We start from the raw sequence: 14869 nt of genomic DNA, 5'->3' as shown, positions 1-14869 counted from the left end.
GGTAAGGCCCCCGGCAGACCACCGGGTTGATAGGCCAGAACTGGAAGTACAGCAATGTATGCAGGTGACTGGTACTAATAGGCCGAGGACTTACCACAAAGAAGCTACGCGTCCACTGTGCAATATCTGAAACAACACACGTTTCAGTTTTACCCACAATTGAATGAACCAGCACGTCACCGATCTACACCAGGTGACACCGCTGACGTTGCGTGTGACACTGTTTCACAGAGTTACGGCGGCCATAGCGGAGGGGAAACGCCCGGACCCATTCCGAACCCGGAAGCTAAGCCCTCCAGCGCCGATGGTACTGCACTCGACAGGGTGTGGGAGAGTAGGACACCGCCGAACACACATTCCAGAAAACCCCCAACCACCACCGGTTGGGGGTTTTCTGCACCCCACACCACCCACACAACACGCGGCACCACACGCGGCGCCCCGGGCATCGAATCGAGCAGACTCCCAACTCGCGCCCCGCGCCCATCACACCCCGGCGGCACAGACGCGCGCAGAATCGTCAGACGCGCGCGACATCGCCACCCCGCACGGCACCAATCCCCGCGCGTTCAGCAAACGCGCGCGCATTCGCGGCCCCGGAGCCGGAGGCAGGGAGGCCGGGACACGAGGCCCACACTGTCCAGCACGGAACCCCTCGACCATCACCCGGCGGCACAGACGCGCGCAGAATCGTCAGACGCGCGCACAATCGCCACCCCACACGACACCAATCCCCGCGCATCCCACAAACGCGCGCGCATTCGCGGCCCCGGGGATCGAATCGAGCGGATTCCTAACGCGCGCCCCCGAGCGCCGTCGACCATCACACCCCTCACCCTCGCGACACAGATGCGCGCGGAATCGTCAGACGCGCGCACAATCGCCACCCCACACGACACCAATCCCCGCGCATCCAACGAACGCGCGCGCACTTGCGGCGTAGGGAGGAGCGGATGTCGTGGGATTTCGCTTGTGTACCGCGACTTGCTTCTATGGCACAGTCGTCGTCGATGAAACTTGCCATCGATCAGTGCCGTGTCACCAGAATTCTTCTCGATTTCGATCTGACCATCGAATTCGACAACCGTGCCACGGTGTCGTTCAGCGAAGTGATGATCGACGAACTCACCGTCGATGAGGACAATCAGTTCGAGGGTCTACGTTCGTTGGCGGCGCTGCATGGTCTTGTGTGCCTGGACGCAGAGTTCGACGAAAACGGTGTTCTCCGAATGCTCTTCGCCGGTGGGCAAAGAGTAGTCGCCAGTCCACGAGACGAGGTCGAATCGTGGGAGTATTGCGCCGCGGATGGATCGACCGTGTTGTGTGGGCCTGATGGTGCCGTCGAATCGTGGCCGGCACCGGAGCATCCGCACGCGGAGCCATCGAGCGTCGAAGGTCTCCCGTCTATTGGCGCGACTGTCGTGCGGCTGTCGACAGGTGACCGCGCCGCGGTCGAGTTCTCCGACGGCACCAGTCTCCTGTTCGAGTTGCCCCTCGATTCCGGATACCTCGTGTTGCGGGAAAGCGTGACGTCGGCACGACAGGATGACGCGGCTAGCGAGGGCTGGGCTGTCGAGCTGTCGTCCGGTTACGTGATTCGTTATCGCCCGCGAACTGTATAGGGCTTGCCGAACTGGGTCTGGACACCAGGGGAGTACAGCACCGAGTCGGGCGGTCGGGAACTGACGCCCGGCAACCCGGCTGCGGCCACGAGTTCATCGGTGCAGTGGGTGAGTTCGGCGTCGACCAATTGCCAGCGGCGGTGCACATTCGGCACGTAGAGGAGCCGCCCGGCAAAGGATGTGTGCAATCCCCATCGGGCCGTCAGGAACACCGCCAGCGGATCCCCGGACATCTCGCGTGTGCCCCTGACGACGCCGAAATCGGTAGCGACACCGCGATGAGGTGGAGCAAGCCGTCGGCTACGGTATCGGATCGTTGTGGTGTCGTCGTCCATGTCGATCGAGGCCCAGCGATAGGGGATGCGAGCGGCATTGGTGCCCAGGACGACAGCAAGTCTGCTCGCCTCCAGAGATCGGAACACGACGCCGCGTCGACCCTCGGCGTCCACGGAATACAGACGAACGTTGATCTCCCCGAACGTGCCGAGGTACGGAACCGGATGACGGTAGCCGATGCCGGCACCGACCATGTGGAAGCCGATCAACCCGACCCACGATGAGCCGTCGAACGTGTCGGGCTCACACCCGTGCGGCAGCAGCGGAGCGACGACCGAACTCGGGACGCGCCAGTGCAGAAAGACCAACCGTTCCCATCGCTGGTCCATGACGATCGGACGAGGCAACAGCGGTGGCCGCGGCCACAGGCGTCGGGCATCGTCTCGATTCATCGTTCAGGAGGCCTCGAATCGGGCGTGCACGCTCGCGGTGATCGTGATGTCCTCGGGTTTGAGTGCAAACCCGGCAGGGGTCGACTTCGCCGCGAACATGCGTGGCGAGGAGTCGGCGGCACCGTGCGCGCCGATCCCCGGCAGCAGCCCTGGGTCGGCAACCGAAACAGCATGCACTCTCGTGCGTCCCAGGCTCGACGCGTAGGCCTCGGCTTTGGATACCGCGTCCTGCACGGCGAGTTCGCGGACAGCGAGGGTGTGGGAGATTCTGCTCGATTCTGTGAGGTCCCAATCGAAGTGATCGATCGACACGCCATCGAGTGCCGAGGCCGCGTATACGAATGCATCGACGAGATCGAGCTGACTGAACTGCACGTTCACCGAGGCCTCGGCTTGGTAGACGTACGGCAGTTGTTCGCCGTCCTGATTGAACGGGCGGTTCCGTGAGTGACGCACCTGGTCCACGGACCACCGATCGATGGGGCCGCCATCGCTGTTGTACAGCGGCTCCACCAGCTGCGTGAGTTCGCGGACGAGTTGCTGGGCCGGCTCGGAGGCGGTTTCCGCGGTGCGTCCGTCGGTACGAACAGTCAACGACAGGGTGCACTGTTCGGGCGGATAGGTACGTGCGCCGTGACCGACGACGGTGATGTCGAGTGATTCCGGGCTCATAGCGTCCAGTCTTGCATCCGTGCAGCGGTATTCACCGAAACTCGACACTGCTGGCCGGCGCGTCGGGTGCGGAGGACAATGACGAACATGCTTCCTGTTCTCGACCTCGCCTCGGCCGACCACGACCCGGAGACCTTCCAGCGGTCGTTGCGCGGCGCGGCGCATCGGTCCGGGTTCTTCTATCTCGTCGGGCACGGGATCGGGGCCGAGCGGATGAGCGAGGTACTGCGTCTGGCACGCGAGTTCTTCGCAGTTCCCGACGAAGTCAAGAACGAGATCAGTCAGCTGAAGAGTCCCCATTTCCGGGGCTACTCGCGGGTGGGCGGCGAGCTGACCAACGGACGGGTGGATTGGCGAGAGCAGGTCGACATCGGGCCCGAGCGTCCGGCGATCGAGGGCGCGGACGGTTACTGGAACCTTCAGGGCCCCAACCTCTGGCCGTCGCAGCCGGCCGGATTCCGGGAGACGTTCGAGCAGTGGGAGCGGACGGTCTCGAGCATCGGTCTTCGGCTGCTTCGGCACTGGGCGCAATCCCTCGGAGCTGAGAAGAACGTGTTCGACGATGCGTTCGCAACCGCGCCCGCCACTCTCATGAAGGTCGTTCGATACCCCGGCACTGCCGATCACTCGCAGGGCGTCGGTGCGCACAAGGACTCCGGTGTGCTGACGCTGCTCCTCGTCGAGCCCGACTCGACCGGATTGCAGGTGGAGACGACTCCCGATACGTGGATCGATGTGCCGCCGCTGGCAGGGGCCTTCATCGTCAATATCGGCGAACTGCTGGAGGTGGCGACCGGCGGCTACCTACGGGCGACGCGGCATCGGGTTCTCGCTCCCGAGCTCGGCACGGACCGAATATCGGTGCCGCACTTTCTGAGTCCCGCCCTCGACGCCGTGGTACCGATCATCGAACTGCCGCCCGAATTGGCGCAGCATTCGCGCGGCATCGAGAACGATCCGGACAATCCGATCTACGACACCTACGGCGAGAACGCGTGGAAGTCCCGGACGCGTGCCCACCCCGACGTGGCAGAACTGCACCACGGCATCGTTGCAGCCGAGCAGCGATCCACCTACTGACGCCCGCCACGTCGCCGTCGGGACGGACGATACCGAGCCCAGGCCCCGGTGCACCACAGTGCCCACATGATGAGCAGCGGCTGAAAAAGCAACCGGATTCCTCGTGCTGCGTCGGAGTCGAGGCCGAATGCGTCGGTGTGGGTGAGGAACTGCGAGATGTTGCCGGGGAACACTGCGACGAAGAAGGCGGCGACCACCCAGCCGACCAGCGGTGCGCGCGCAGACCAGATCAGCAGCGCCGAGCCCAACACAATCTCCACGACGCCCGATGCCAATACGACGAAGTCGGTGCTCAGCGGCACCCACGACGGAACCTGCGCCGCGAAGGCAGTACGCGCCCAGAACAGGTGGCTCAGTCCGGCGAAGACGAGGAACGCCCCCAACAGGGCCCGCCCGATGGTGCGAGATATCGATTTTGTCATGGCGTCATGAGACACCACGGGCACACTGAACACCATGACAGGGAGCACCCCAACCGAACCAGCGCGTCGCCGATGGGTACTGCATGTCGATCTCGATCAGTTCATCGCGGCCGTGGAAGTGCTGCGCAACCCCGATCTGGCGGGCAAGGCGGTGGTGGTCGGCGGCAGAGGCGACCCGTCCGAGCGCGGAGTGGTCTCGACGGCCTCGTACGAGGCGCGGGCCAAGGGGGTCGGCTCAGGGATGCCGCTGCGCGTCGCGGCGAAGAAGATCCCCGACGCAGTCTTCCTCCCGGTCGACAAGCCGGCATACGACGAGGCGTCGGCGACGGTGATGGACACCCTGAGATCGTTGGGCGTCGTGGTCGAGGTCATCGGCTGGGACGAGGCGTTTCTCGGTGTGGAGACCGACGACCCCGAGGGTATGGCGAAGACAGTGCACGATGCGGTGTTCGACGCAACAGGGCTGCATTGCTCGGTCGGCATCGGAGACAACAAGTTACGAGCCAAGATCGCCACCGACTTCGACAAGCCGCAGGGAATCTATCGGCTCACGCAGGACAACTGGTTCGACGTGATGGGTGAGCGCGGTACCGATGCGCTGTGGGGGATCGGCAAGAAGATCTCGAAGAGGCTGGCCGCCCTCGGCATCTCGACAGTCCGAGAACTGGCCGATGCCGAGGACGCGGACCTCGCCGCGGCGTTCGGCCCGAAGATCGGTCCGTGGCTCGGTACGAAAGGGCGAGGCGTCGACCTCGCACCGGTGACCTCGGAGCCGTGGGTTGCACGATCGCACAGCCGTGAGGTCACATTCCAGACCAACGTCGCCGACTGGGCGGTCGTCCGAGACGAGGTCGCCGGTTTGACGTCGAAGGTGTTGGCCGATATCGAAGCCGAGAACCGGCCGGCAGTTCGGGCGGCACTGAAGATCCGCTATGCGCCGTTCGAGACCCACACCGTCAGCGCACCGATAGCCGGTGCGCCGACCTTCGACTCGGCAACCCTGACCGCCGCAGCAGTGGCTCTGTTGGATCGACTGGACCACAGCCGTGAGGTCCGTTTGATCGGCGTCCGACTGGAAATGGTTCCGCCGCAGCCCCGCTGACTATTTCCGGCCCGCCGCCCAGCGCAGTCCCCAGCCGTACTTCTTGTCGAGGTCGGCCTGGCTACCTTGGATGTACTCCACCTCACGAGTGACCGTGATCCCTGCAGAAGTATTCTGCAACAACGCAATCGAGCAGATTCGTGCCGAGTTCTCGGCCGAGTCGAGCCGGACCTCGACCTGCGGTCCGTTGGTGGGATAGAGCGTCACCACTCCGTCGACTGCAGCCCAGTTCGGTGCGCCGTCGTAGATCATCGCGAAGATCAGGATGCGGGTGAACTTCTCCGGATGAGCGAGGTTGATGTGCATGTTCTCGCCGCCGCTGACCGAACCGGAGCGGTCGTCGCCGTCGAGCGCGATGAACGGCGCATCCTGCAGCGAACCGAAACTGTTGCCCAGTGCCTGCACGACGCCCTTGGAACCGTCGCGCAATTCGTAGAGGCAACCGAGGTCCAGATCGACACCGCCGTTGCCGTACGAGGCCGCGGCCAATTTCGCCAGGAAGCCCTTCTTCTTCGGCTGTGCTGCCGGTGCGCCGGTCGACCAGTTGAGGTTCACCCGCATCGAGCCCTGCTTCTCACCGGACTTCGTGAGGCTGATCGTCGGAGAGGCCTTGGACAGCGTCACCTTGCTCAGGCTGACGGGAGCTCCGGCCTGCGGTGCAGGGGACTGCCCGGACGAGGGCTTGCGCGTGTAGTCGATGGCCATAGTGGTGCCTTCCGATACGTCTGGTTCCGGATCGCGATGTCCGGTTTGGGCGGTCCGTCGAGAATAGCCGTAGCTCGAACGGCTGACGTGCCCGCGCCGGACCGACCGAGCAGCGGACTAGGGCCGGGGTACGTTGCGCAAATTCGATTTCGCCATCCGAACCGCCTCGCCGACGCCGCCGTTGAGGACGACCTTGCTCATCGCCAGCGCGAAACCCTTGATCTGCTCCCCAGTGATGGTGGGAGGCACCGACAGCGCCATCGGATCTGTGATCAGCTGGACCAGCGCCGGTCCGTCGACCGCAAAAGCGGTTTCGAGTGCGCCGCTGATGTCCTCCGGCCGTTCGACTCGCTGTGCGTGGATACCCGACGCGGTAGCGATGCCCGTGTAGTCGACCTGGGGAACGTCGACGCCGAAGTCGGGTAGGCCGTCGACGAGCATCTCTGCTTTGACCATCCCCAGTGTCGAGTTGTCGAACAACACGATCTTGACGGGCAGCTTGTACATCGCGACGGTCAGCAGTTCCGAGAGCAGCATCGAGAAGCCGCCGTCGCCGGAGATCGAGACCACCTGTCGACCGGGGTTGGCGAACTGCGCGCCGATGGCGTGCGGCAGTGCGTTTGCCATCGAGCCGTGCAGCATCGAGGCGATGAAAGACCTTCTGCCGGTGGGGTTGATGTAGCGCGCGGTCCACACGTTGCACATGCCGGTATCGGTGGTGAACACGGCATCGTCGGCCGCGAGGTCGTCGAGTATCGAGGCCGCGTACTCGGGATGGATGGGTACCAGCTTCTCGGCGTTGCGGGTGTACGCGCCGACGGACTTGCCCATCAAATCGTTGTGCTTGTCCACCCACTTGTCCACGTAGCGGCGATCGGACTTGCGAGTGACCAACGGCTGCAACGCCTTCAGTGTGGCACCGACGTCACCGTGGATCGGATACTGCACCGATGTTCGGCGTCCGAGCTTCGTCGGATCGATGTCGATCTGCGCGGTGGTGACGTCCTCCGGCAGGAACTGCTGATACGGAAAGTCGGTGCCCAGCAGGATGAGCAGATCGGCGTCGTGGATTCCCGCATGCGCTGCTCCGTAGCCGAGCAACCCCGTCATTCCGACGTCGTACGGGTTGTCGTACTGGATGAATTCCTTGCCGCGCAACGAGTGTCCGATGGGAGCTCCGATGGTGTCGGCAAACGCAACCACCTCGTCGTGGGCATCCTTGACGCCGTAGCCGGCGAAGATCGCGACCTTTTCGGCACCGTTGATGGCGTCGGCCAGCTTCTTCATGTCTGCTGCCGGCGCAGTGACGACCGGCTTCGTGGGTATCGCGATCGGATCCATCGTTCCGGCAGCCGATAGTTCGGCGATGTCGCCGGGGAGCGTGAGCACCGACACTCCACCGCCGGTGATGGCCGCGTTCATCGCTGCGCGGAACACGCGTTGTGCCTGCTCGGCGGTGGAGATGAACTCGTTGTAGAGCGAGCATTCTCCGAACAGCCGATCGGGGTGCGTTTCCTGGAAGTAGCCCGAGCCGATCTCGCTGCTGGGAATGTGCGAGGCGATCGCCAGTACTGGTGCGCCGGAACGGTGTGCGTCGTACAGGCCGTTGATCAGATGCAGGTTGCCGGGCCCGCAGGATCCTGCGCAGACAGCCAGCCTGCCGGTGGTCTGTGCATCGGCCGATGCAGCGAAGGCCGCGGCTTCCTCGTGTCGGACGTGAATCCAGTCGATGCCGCCCTTGGCTGATCCGCCGGTTCGACGCACCGCGTCTACTACGGGGTTGAGGCTGTCGCCGACGATGCCGTAGATGCGTTCGACGCCGGCGTCCACGAGTCCTCGAACGAGTTGATCGGCCACTGTGGTGGGCATTGGATTCTCCTCGGATGTGGTGTGCATGGTTCGAAGACGAGTGGGTCTCACGCGTCCCGGCGACGCCTTCCCTGCGTACAGGGCTTGTCAAACATCCTTGGCACGTGCACACGGGCCGTCAAGTGGAAAGTGCTGGTAGAGCACCTGGCGATCTACGTCACGTCTCGGTTTTCCGGGTTGATTCTCATCGAAGACCGGGTCTGTACGTGTGTGCTGCGCTCGTTAAATTAAACAGGCTCTGTACAGGTTCACTTTTGCGATGTACGGTTTTGGCATGACCGAGCCCGCTATGACCCAGCGCACATCGGAGCGCGCGCGGCACAAGCGTCATCAGGTGCTCGCCTCACTCAAGAACACCATCGAGTCCGGTGACATCCCTTCCGGTTCGTTCTTGCCAGGAGAGAACGAACTCGCCCGCGAGTTCGCTGTCAGTCGTGGAACCATTCGTTCTGCGCTCAGTGAGTTGGAAGATCAGAAGCTGATCGAAAAGCGCAGCGGCATAGGATCATTGGTCACCTTCGACGGGCATCAGATCGAGACCGCCGACGGGTGGGCTCGTGCCCTGTCGTCTGCGGGCGTCGAGATGCACACCCGTACCCTCCGCATCGAGCGCATCGTCGATCCGGAGTTGGCTGCCGAGGCCGGTACGTCCACGCTGAACTTCGTTGCCGTCGACAGAGTGAGACACGTGGTCGACGGGCGTCCGGTGTCGTTGGAGCGCAGCCGCATTCCCGCACTCGGACCGCTCGCGGCACTGCCCGAGAACGGACTGGTGGAGGATTCCCTGACGGCGACCTTGAGGTCCGCAGGGCTGGTGGCCGCCAGCGGTGAGCAATGGGTCTCGGTGGTCCCGGTCGACGCATCCGACGCGGCAGTTCTCGACGTGCCGGTGGGCACCCCGTACTTGCACAGCATTCGTGTCAGTCGAGACTCATCGGGTCGGTTCGTCGAGAAGGTTGTCAGCCTGCTCGCGCCCGACCGCTTTCGGCTCCACCTCGCATTCAATTCCTGATCGATCACCCACTCTCGGCAAGGACTGTTTCGATGTCTGCTTCTCGCGATCGCGCCCTCGGGGCCTTCTACGGCCTGGCTCTGGGCGATGCGCTGGGAATGCCGACGCAATCGATGTGCCGCGAAGACATTGCCGAGGACTACGGCCGGTTGCGCGGATTCGTCGATGCCGGTCCACGTCAGTTCATCGCACACGGAATGCCTGCCGGTTCGATCACCGACGACACCGAGCAAGCGATCATGTTGGCGCAGTTGATCATCGACGGGAGCGGTGTGGTAGATCCGTCAGCGTTCGCGCACGCCCTGATCGCTTGGGAAGCGCGAATGAAGGCACGCGGATCGCTGGACCTCCTCGGTCCGTCGACCAAGCGCGCAGTCGAACGCATTCTCGACGGTTCGGAACCGACCGAAGCCGGTAGATTCGGTAGTACCAACGGTGCGGCCATGCGGATCACGCCTGCGGCTATCGCAGCCTCGCTGGACGACGGCATGAGTGCGTTCGTCGACGCGATCTACCGATGTAGCTTCGTCACCCACAATACTTCCCTCGGAATAGCCTCTGCCGCAGCGGTAGCCGGCGCGATCAGTGCCGGAATCGCAGGCGCGGACCTACCCGAAGCAGTCGACACCGGCGTTGCTGCTGCGGCCGAGGGCGCCACCCGCGGATACTGGGTTGCCGGTGGAGACATCGCGACCCGAATCGAGTGGGCGGTCCAGTTGGTCGGCAACACCACCGATCGACACATCACGAATACGGTCGCCGACATCGTCGGTACATCCGTTGCGTCACAGGAATCAGTGGTAGCGGCCTTTGCTCTGGCCGTTGCGTACGACGACCCCTGGGACGTCGTACTCGCAGCCGCCACCATCGGCGGCGACACCGACACCATCGCGGCGATAGCAGGTGCTGTCCGCGGGGCCGTCGGTGGCCTGGCAGCGTGGCCCGGCGACGCGATCCGAACGGTCGTCGACGTCAACTCGCTCGATCTCGAGCCTGTCGTCGATCGGCTGCTCGCTCTCCGTAATACGAACTGACACAGTTCGACTCACTTTGGAGCACAACCATGACCTCTTCCGCCGCCACCTCCGTCTCGGACACCGCCGCCGACGCTCTGACACTGGAAACTCGCGGGATCGAGCCCGTCCCGGAGGACGAGTGCAACGGTAATCCACTGCAGCTGTTCTGGGTGTGGTTCGCCGCGAACATCTCCATCCTGGGGCTGCCGCTCGGTGCCACTCTCGTGGTGTTCACCGGGCTGAACATCTGGCAGGCACTGATCGTGGCGCTGATCGGTGCAGCTGGATCCTTCGCCATCGTCGGCATCGTCTCGATCGCAGGGAGACGCGGTGGTGCCCCCAGTCTCACCCTGTCGCGAGCCACATTCGGGGTCCGAGGCAACATCGGACCGACGCTTGTTTCGTTGATGTCGCGGCTCGGTTGGGAAACCGTCAACACCACCACCGCAGCGTTCGTGTTGCTGTCGATCTTCACTCTGACGTTCGGAGGATCCGGCGCCGCCAAGGATCATCCCGTCGTCACGCTCGTGTCCATTGTCGTATTCATCGTGCTCACACTCGTCGTCAGCGGGCTCGGGCACTCGGCCATTCTCGTCATCCAGCGCTGGTCCACATGGATCTTCGGTGCTTTGAACATCTTCGTTGCGGCCTTCTTGATCGCCACGGTCGACTGGGCCGCCGTGACCAGTACCCCGGCGGGATCGATCAGTTCGATGGTCATCGGTGTCGGAACCATCGCTGCGGGAACAGGTATCGGCTGGGCGAACGCCGGAGCCGACATGTCGCGCTACCAACGCAAGAGCGTCGGTGCCGGTTCGTTGGTGCTCTCCAGCGCTGCGGGTGCGGGTATTCCGCTCGTACTCCTGATAGGCCTCGGCGCACTGCTCTCGGCCGGTGACAACAGCCTCGCGTCCGCGTCGGACCCGGTCGCGGCGATCCGGGAGATTCTTCCGGCATGGATGGCAGTTCCGTACCTGATCACCGCATTCGGGGGATTGCTGCTCTCCAATCACCTTTCGGTCTATTCGGCGAGTTTGACCACCTTGACGCTCGGCTTCCGAATCAAGCGGGTCTACGCGGTCGCTGTCGACGTGTTCGTCACCTTCGTCGGTGCCATCTACTTCATGCTGATTTCCGACGGCTTCTACGGCCCGTTCATCACCTTCATCTCGGTTCTCGCGGTTCCTCTGACGGCATGGCTCGGGGTGTTCATATCCGACATGATCAAGCGCAAGACCTACGACGCGGCATCGATCATGAACACAGGGAACACCAGCCGCTACTGGTATTCCGGCGGAGTCAATTGGTACGCGTTCGTGAGCTGGGCAGCGGGTATCGTCGTCGGGTTCCTGTTCACTGCCATCGCTGTGGACGGCGACGTCATCTTCACCGGGCCGTTGTCGGGCAGCTGGATCGGTGACAACGGCCTTGGATGGGTCGCGTCGTTCGTGGTCGCCGCCGGCCTGTATCTCGCTACCGGGGGAGCCCGCCGCACCGAAGCCGTAGCGCGGTGAGTCCGCGGCTGATACATACCGGCCAAGTCATCGTCGACGTGGTGATGGCCGTTCCTGAGGTCCCGACTCCGGGCGGAGACGTCGTGGCGACGTCGGTGAACGAGACGGCGGGCGGTGGCCTCAATGTCATGGTGGCCGCCATTCGTGATGACCTTCCGGTCGTATTCGCGGGAAGGTTCGGTTCCGGTCACTACGGCTCGGTCGTCCGCGACGCCCTGGCTGCGAGTGGGGCAAGCGTGGTCAATGATCGACCACGGCACAAGGATTCGGGATTCTGCATTGCTCTCGTCGACGCGAATGCCGAGCGCACCTTCGTGACGTACCCGGGAGCCGAAGCCGAATTGGGCGTTGCGGACCTCGAGGCAAGTGCGGTTCGAGCCGGTGATCTGGTCTACGTCACCGGTTATGGGTTGGCACACGAGAGTAACGCCGCGGCACTGACCGAGTGGCTCCCATCGCTCCCCGACGGCGTTCTGGTCCTGTTCGATCCGTCGCCGCTGATCGCGACTCTGGACCGGCGCGTCGTGGACGTTGTGCTAGCCCGGGCCGACATCGTGAGTGTCAATGAGCGCGAGGGTGCGCTCATGACCGATGCGACCGAAATCGATTCCATCACCGAGCAGTTGCTTGGACAGGTGCGTCCCGGGGCATCGGTGGTTCGCGGTGCAGGCGGTCGACTCCAACGGTGCAGGCGACGCGCACGCCGGTGTGTTGTTGGCGGGACTGTCGCGCGGACTGGGCCTCTACGAGGCGGCGCTGCGGGCGAATGCCGCTGCAGCGCTTGCCGTCACCGAGCGTGGACCGGCGACGGCCCCGATTCGATCACGTACCGACGCGCTGGTCGGAGGGTGAGGGTGCACTTCGTCCCGGAACCGTGGAGTCACGGACGACCAGCGTCGGCGTGAGTGTCGTCGAGGACACCGGAAGTCCGTGAGTGACGGCCAGCAGCATTTCGGCTGCGCGTGTGCCGATTTCGCGGTGCGGACTGTGAATTGTCGTCAGGGGTACCGTCAGTTCGCTGCAGATCGAGATGTCGTTGTAGCCGACGACGGCGATGTCCCTTCCCGGCTGCAAGTGCGCTTCGCGCAGAACACCGAGGACTCCGATGGCGCTGAAATCGTTGGTTGCGAAGATGGCCGTCGGAGGTGTCGGCAATGCCAGAAGTGCTGTGGCCCCGCGTCGTCCGGCCTCGGGATCGAAGCCTTCTTCCCGAACGTACGCGTCCGGAACGTCGATGCCCACATCGCGGAGGGCAGCTCGGCAGCCTTCCAATCGGTCGATTCCGGTGCTGGCCCACGCCGGGCCGGACACGATCCCCACTCGGGTGTGGCCGAGTCCGGCCAGGTGCTCGCCGGCGAGATATCCGCCCCGATGGTCGTCGCACGTCACCGAGGTCATGCCCGGGTATCGACGGCTGATGAGGACGAACTTGATGCCCCGGCGGTGGAGGTCCTCGAGGTTCTCGCTGTCGAGACGGGCGTCGCCGAAGATGAGTCCGTCGACATTGCGGCCGAGCAGCAGATCGATGCGTCGGCGCTGCTGAATCGGATCGTCGTGGGTGTTGGCGACGAACGTCTCGTAGCCGGCCCGGTTCGCTGTCTCCTCGATGGCGTCGTACATCGCCGAGAGCACCACGTCGGTCAATCGCGGGACGAGGACTCCGAACGCGGTGGACTTCTTGGTGGTCAAGCTCGCCGCGTTGGGGTTGGGGACGTAGTCCATCTCGCGGGCCAACTCGAACAGCCGCAGATCTCCGGCGCTGGCACCGGCCGGGTCGAGCGCAACGCGGCGCAGAGCTCGGGACACGGTCGAGACGTGTACTCCCGCAGCGGCTGCGACCGTCTTGAGCGTGACGCTCCCCGATGTAGTGCTGTCCACTGGCGGTTCCCCTCGATCCTCCGTCGGCGCTGCCCCGACCCCTGATGACCCCTAAGCTAGCACCGTGCGCAATCGTTTGCGCAACAAGTTGCCCCTTCGAGGAACGGATAATCGATGACAGGTTTGGGTGGTCTCAATCCGACGCCGACGTCGCTCACGCTCGGCCTGGTTCAGCAGCAGGTCCCGCTGATCACGAGTATGGACGATGTGAACGCGACGACCGATCGTGTGTGCAGGCAGTTGCGCGAGGCCAAGGCCGGGTTCGGGGCTCTCGACCTCGTGGTGTTCCCGGAGTACTCGCTGCACGGGCTTCGCAAGTCCTCGTGGGCGTCCGACGAGGTGATGTGTGACATGGACGGTCCGCAGGTGGAGCGATTGCGCGATGCATGCCGTGAGTCGAACGTGTGGGGGTGCTTCAGCATCATGGAACGCAACCCCGGCGGCGCGCCGTTCAACTCCGGAATCATCGTCGACGACCGAGGTGAGATCGCGCTGTACGTCCGCAAACTCCACCCGTGGACGCCCAAGGAGCCCTGGGAGCCGGGCGATATCGGCCTGCCGGTCTGCCCGGGGCCCAAGGGATCGGTGCTGTCGCTGTTGATCTGCCACGACGGAATGTTCCCCGAGATGGCGCGTGAGGCGAGTTACCGCGGTGCCAACGTGCTGCTGCGGACGGCCGGGTACAAGTTTCCGCTGCGGCAGTCCTGGCGTATCACCAACGAGGCCAATGCCTTCCATAATCTGGCGTACACGGCTTCGGTGTGTCTGGCGGGAGAGGACGGCAATGGCATCCCGTCGATGGGCGAGGCGATGGTGTGCGACTACGAAGGAACGATCATCGAGCGCGGCGACTCCACACCCGATCGGGTGGTGACCGTGTCGATCGAGCCGGCCCGGGCCGATGCGGCACGTCGCGGGTGGGGAGTGGAGAACAACATCTACCAACTGGGCCATCGTGGGTACACCGCGCTCGACGGTGGGGCACGCGATTGCCCGTACACCTACGTTCGCGACCTGGCCAACGGAACCTACCGAGTTCCGTGGGAGGACGAGGTGCGCATCGTGGACGGGACGTCGGAGGGGTACGGACCTCCGCGCCGAACCGGCAGTCCGATCGACACGGCCAGGGCCGGGTTGCGCGGCGAGTAAGGCGCAGGTTACGCAGCCGGTGCCCGTGTAACGGCGCTATTAATTGGTTTCGGATTTGTCGCCCAAAGCTCGACATCGAGCGCGAAATCCCTCTATCGTC

The 14869-nt window shown here is 64.0% G+C and carries 14 protein-coding genes, 2 rRNA genes and 1 pseudogene; 11 read left to right on the top strand and 6 right to left on the bottom strand.

Translation table 11 applies throughout. The features are described 5' to 3' along the window. From ACOQFP_RS02910 to ACOQFP_RS02900, 3 genes are all read left to right on the top strand, one after another. A 23S ribosomal RNA gene (locus tag ACOQFP_RS02910) occupies positions 1-98 on the top strand; the annotation flags it as partial. 136 nt (positions 99-234) lie between these two features. Further along, positions 235-351 (top strand): 5S ribosomal RNA (gene rrf / locus ACOQFP_RS02905). A gap of 659 nt (positions 352-1010) precedes the next feature. Continuing rightward, entirely contained in the window at positions 1011-1622 is a 612-nt protein-coding gene (locus tag ACOQFP_RS02900; RefSeq protein ID WP_421583385.1) for a DUF6188 family protein, read from the top strand. Here the strand turns inward: ACOQFP_RS02900 and ACOQFP_RS02895 are convergent. Both ACOQFP_RS02895 and ACOQFP_RS02890 read right to left on the bottom strand, forming a co-directional pair. Then, complete coding sequence (locus ACOQFP_RS02895; protein ID WP_421583384.1) at positions 1601-2350, bottom strand: YqjF family protein; 750 nt, start codon at positions 2348-2350, stop codon at positions 1601-1603. The two genes, ACOQFP_RS02900 and ACOQFP_RS02895, sit on opposite strands and share 22 nt — an antisense overlap. 3 nt (positions 2351-2353) lie before the next feature. After that, positions 2354-3022, bottom strand: coding sequence for an SIMPL domain-containing protein (locus ACOQFP_RS02890; RefSeq protein WP_421583383.1), 669 nt, complete (start codon positions 3020-3022; stop codon positions 2354-2356). Between the two features lie 87 nt (positions 3023-3109). Between ACOQFP_RS02890 and ACOQFP_RS02885 the strand changes: the two genes are divergently transcribed. Then, positions 3110-4102 (top strand): isopenicillin N synthase family dioxygenase, encoded by a 993-nt coding sequence (locus ACOQFP_RS02885; protein ID WP_421583382.1) that lies wholly within the window; start codon positions 3110-3112, stop codon positions 4100-4102. Here ACOQFP_RS02885 and ACOQFP_RS02880 read toward each other — a convergent pair. Then, positions 4096-4524 carry a hypothetical protein gene (locus ACOQFP_RS02880; RefSeq protein WP_421583381.1) on the bottom strand — a complete coding sequence of 143 codons (429 nt, stop codon included), beginning with the start codon at positions 4522-4524 and terminating at the stop codon, positions 4096-4098. The two genes, ACOQFP_RS02885 and ACOQFP_RS02880, sit on opposite strands and share 7 nt — an antisense overlap. 34 nt (positions 4525-4558) lie before the next feature. Between ACOQFP_RS02880 and ACOQFP_RS02875 the strand changes: the two genes are divergently transcribed. Next, on the top strand, positions 4559-5626 hold the full coding sequence (locus tag ACOQFP_RS02875) for a DNA polymerase IV (RefSeq protein WP_421583380.1): 1068 nt from the start codon (positions 4559-4561) through the stop codon (positions 5624-5626). On the opposite strand, the gene ACOQFP_RS02870 is transcribed toward ACOQFP_RS02875, so the two are convergent. After that, on the bottom strand, positions 5627-6331 hold the full coding sequence (locus ACOQFP_RS02870; RefSeq protein ID WP_341245139.1) for a tellurium resistance protein: 705 nt from the start codon (positions 6329-6331) through the stop codon (positions 5627-5629). Positions 6332-6448: 117 nt separating this feature from the next. After that, a complete protein-coding gene (locus ACOQFP_RS02865; protein WP_421583379.1) occupies positions 6449-8200 on the bottom strand; it encodes a pyruvate dehydrogenase in 1752 nt (583 codons plus the stop codon). Between the two features lie 274 nt (positions 8201-8474). Here ACOQFP_RS02865 and ACOQFP_RS02860 point away from each other — a divergent pair, with 274 nt between their 5' ends. The 5 genes and pseudogenes from ACOQFP_RS02860 to ACOQFP_RS02840 all read left to right on the top strand — a co-directional run bounded on the left by ACOQFP_RS02860 (position 8475) and on the right by ACOQFP_RS02840 (position 12594). Next, positions 8475-9212 (top strand): GntR family transcriptional regulator, encoded by a 738-nt coding sequence (locus ACOQFP_RS02860; protein WP_421583378.1) that lies wholly within the window; start codon positions 8475-8477, stop codon positions 9210-9212. A 32-nt stretch (positions 9213-9244) separates the two neighbouring features. After that, positions 9245-10246 carry an ADP-ribosylglycohydrolase family protein gene (locus tag ACOQFP_RS02855; protein WP_206492905.1) on the top strand — a complete coding sequence of 334 codons (1002 nt, stop codon included), beginning with the start codon at positions 9245-9247 and terminating at the stop codon, positions 10244-10246. Positions 10247-10275: 29 nt separating this feature from the next. Beyond that, positions 10276-11742: a purine-cytosine permease family protein gene (locus ACOQFP_RS02850; RefSeq protein WP_421583377.1), complete on the top strand. Its 1467-nt coding sequence runs from the start codon at positions 10276-10278 to the stop codon at positions 11740-11742. Then, positions 11661-12314, top strand: a pseudogene (locus tag ACOQFP_RS02845) (PfkB family carbohydrate kinase); the annotation flags it as partial. The gene ACOQFP_RS02850 and the pseudogene ACOQFP_RS02845, both read left to right, overlap by 82 nt. 91 nt (positions 12315-12405) lie before the next feature. Next, on the top strand, positions 12406-12594 hold the full coding sequence (locus tag ACOQFP_RS02840; RefSeq protein WP_421583376.1) for a PfkB family carbohydrate kinase: 189 nt from the start codon (positions 12406-12408) through the stop codon (positions 12592-12594). Here ACOQFP_RS02840 and ACOQFP_RS02835 read toward each other — a convergent pair. Further along, complete coding sequence (locus ACOQFP_RS02835; protein ID WP_421583375.1) at positions 12565-13620, bottom strand: LacI family DNA-binding transcriptional regulator; 1056 nt, start codon at positions 13618-13620, stop codon at positions 12565-12567. The genes ACOQFP_RS02840 and ACOQFP_RS02835 overlap by 30 nt on opposite strands. 114 nt (positions 13621-13734) lie before the next feature. On the opposite strand from ACOQFP_RS02835, the gene ACOQFP_RS02830 reads away from it, so the two are divergent. After that, entirely contained in the window at positions 13735-14769 is a 1035-nt protein-coding gene (locus tag ACOQFP_RS02830; protein WP_421583374.1) for a formamidase, read from the top strand. Positions 14770-14869 lie beyond the last annotated feature (100 nt).

Source organism: Rhodococcus sp. MALMAid1271 (assembly GCF_049195265.1).
In the GTDB taxonomy this organism is placed as follows: Bacteria; Actinomycetota; Actinomycetes; order Mycobacteriales; family Mycobacteriaceae; genus Rhodococcoides.
Note: the sequence above shows the minus strand (reverse complement) of the source record. Positions and strands in the feature narration are given on the sequence as shown.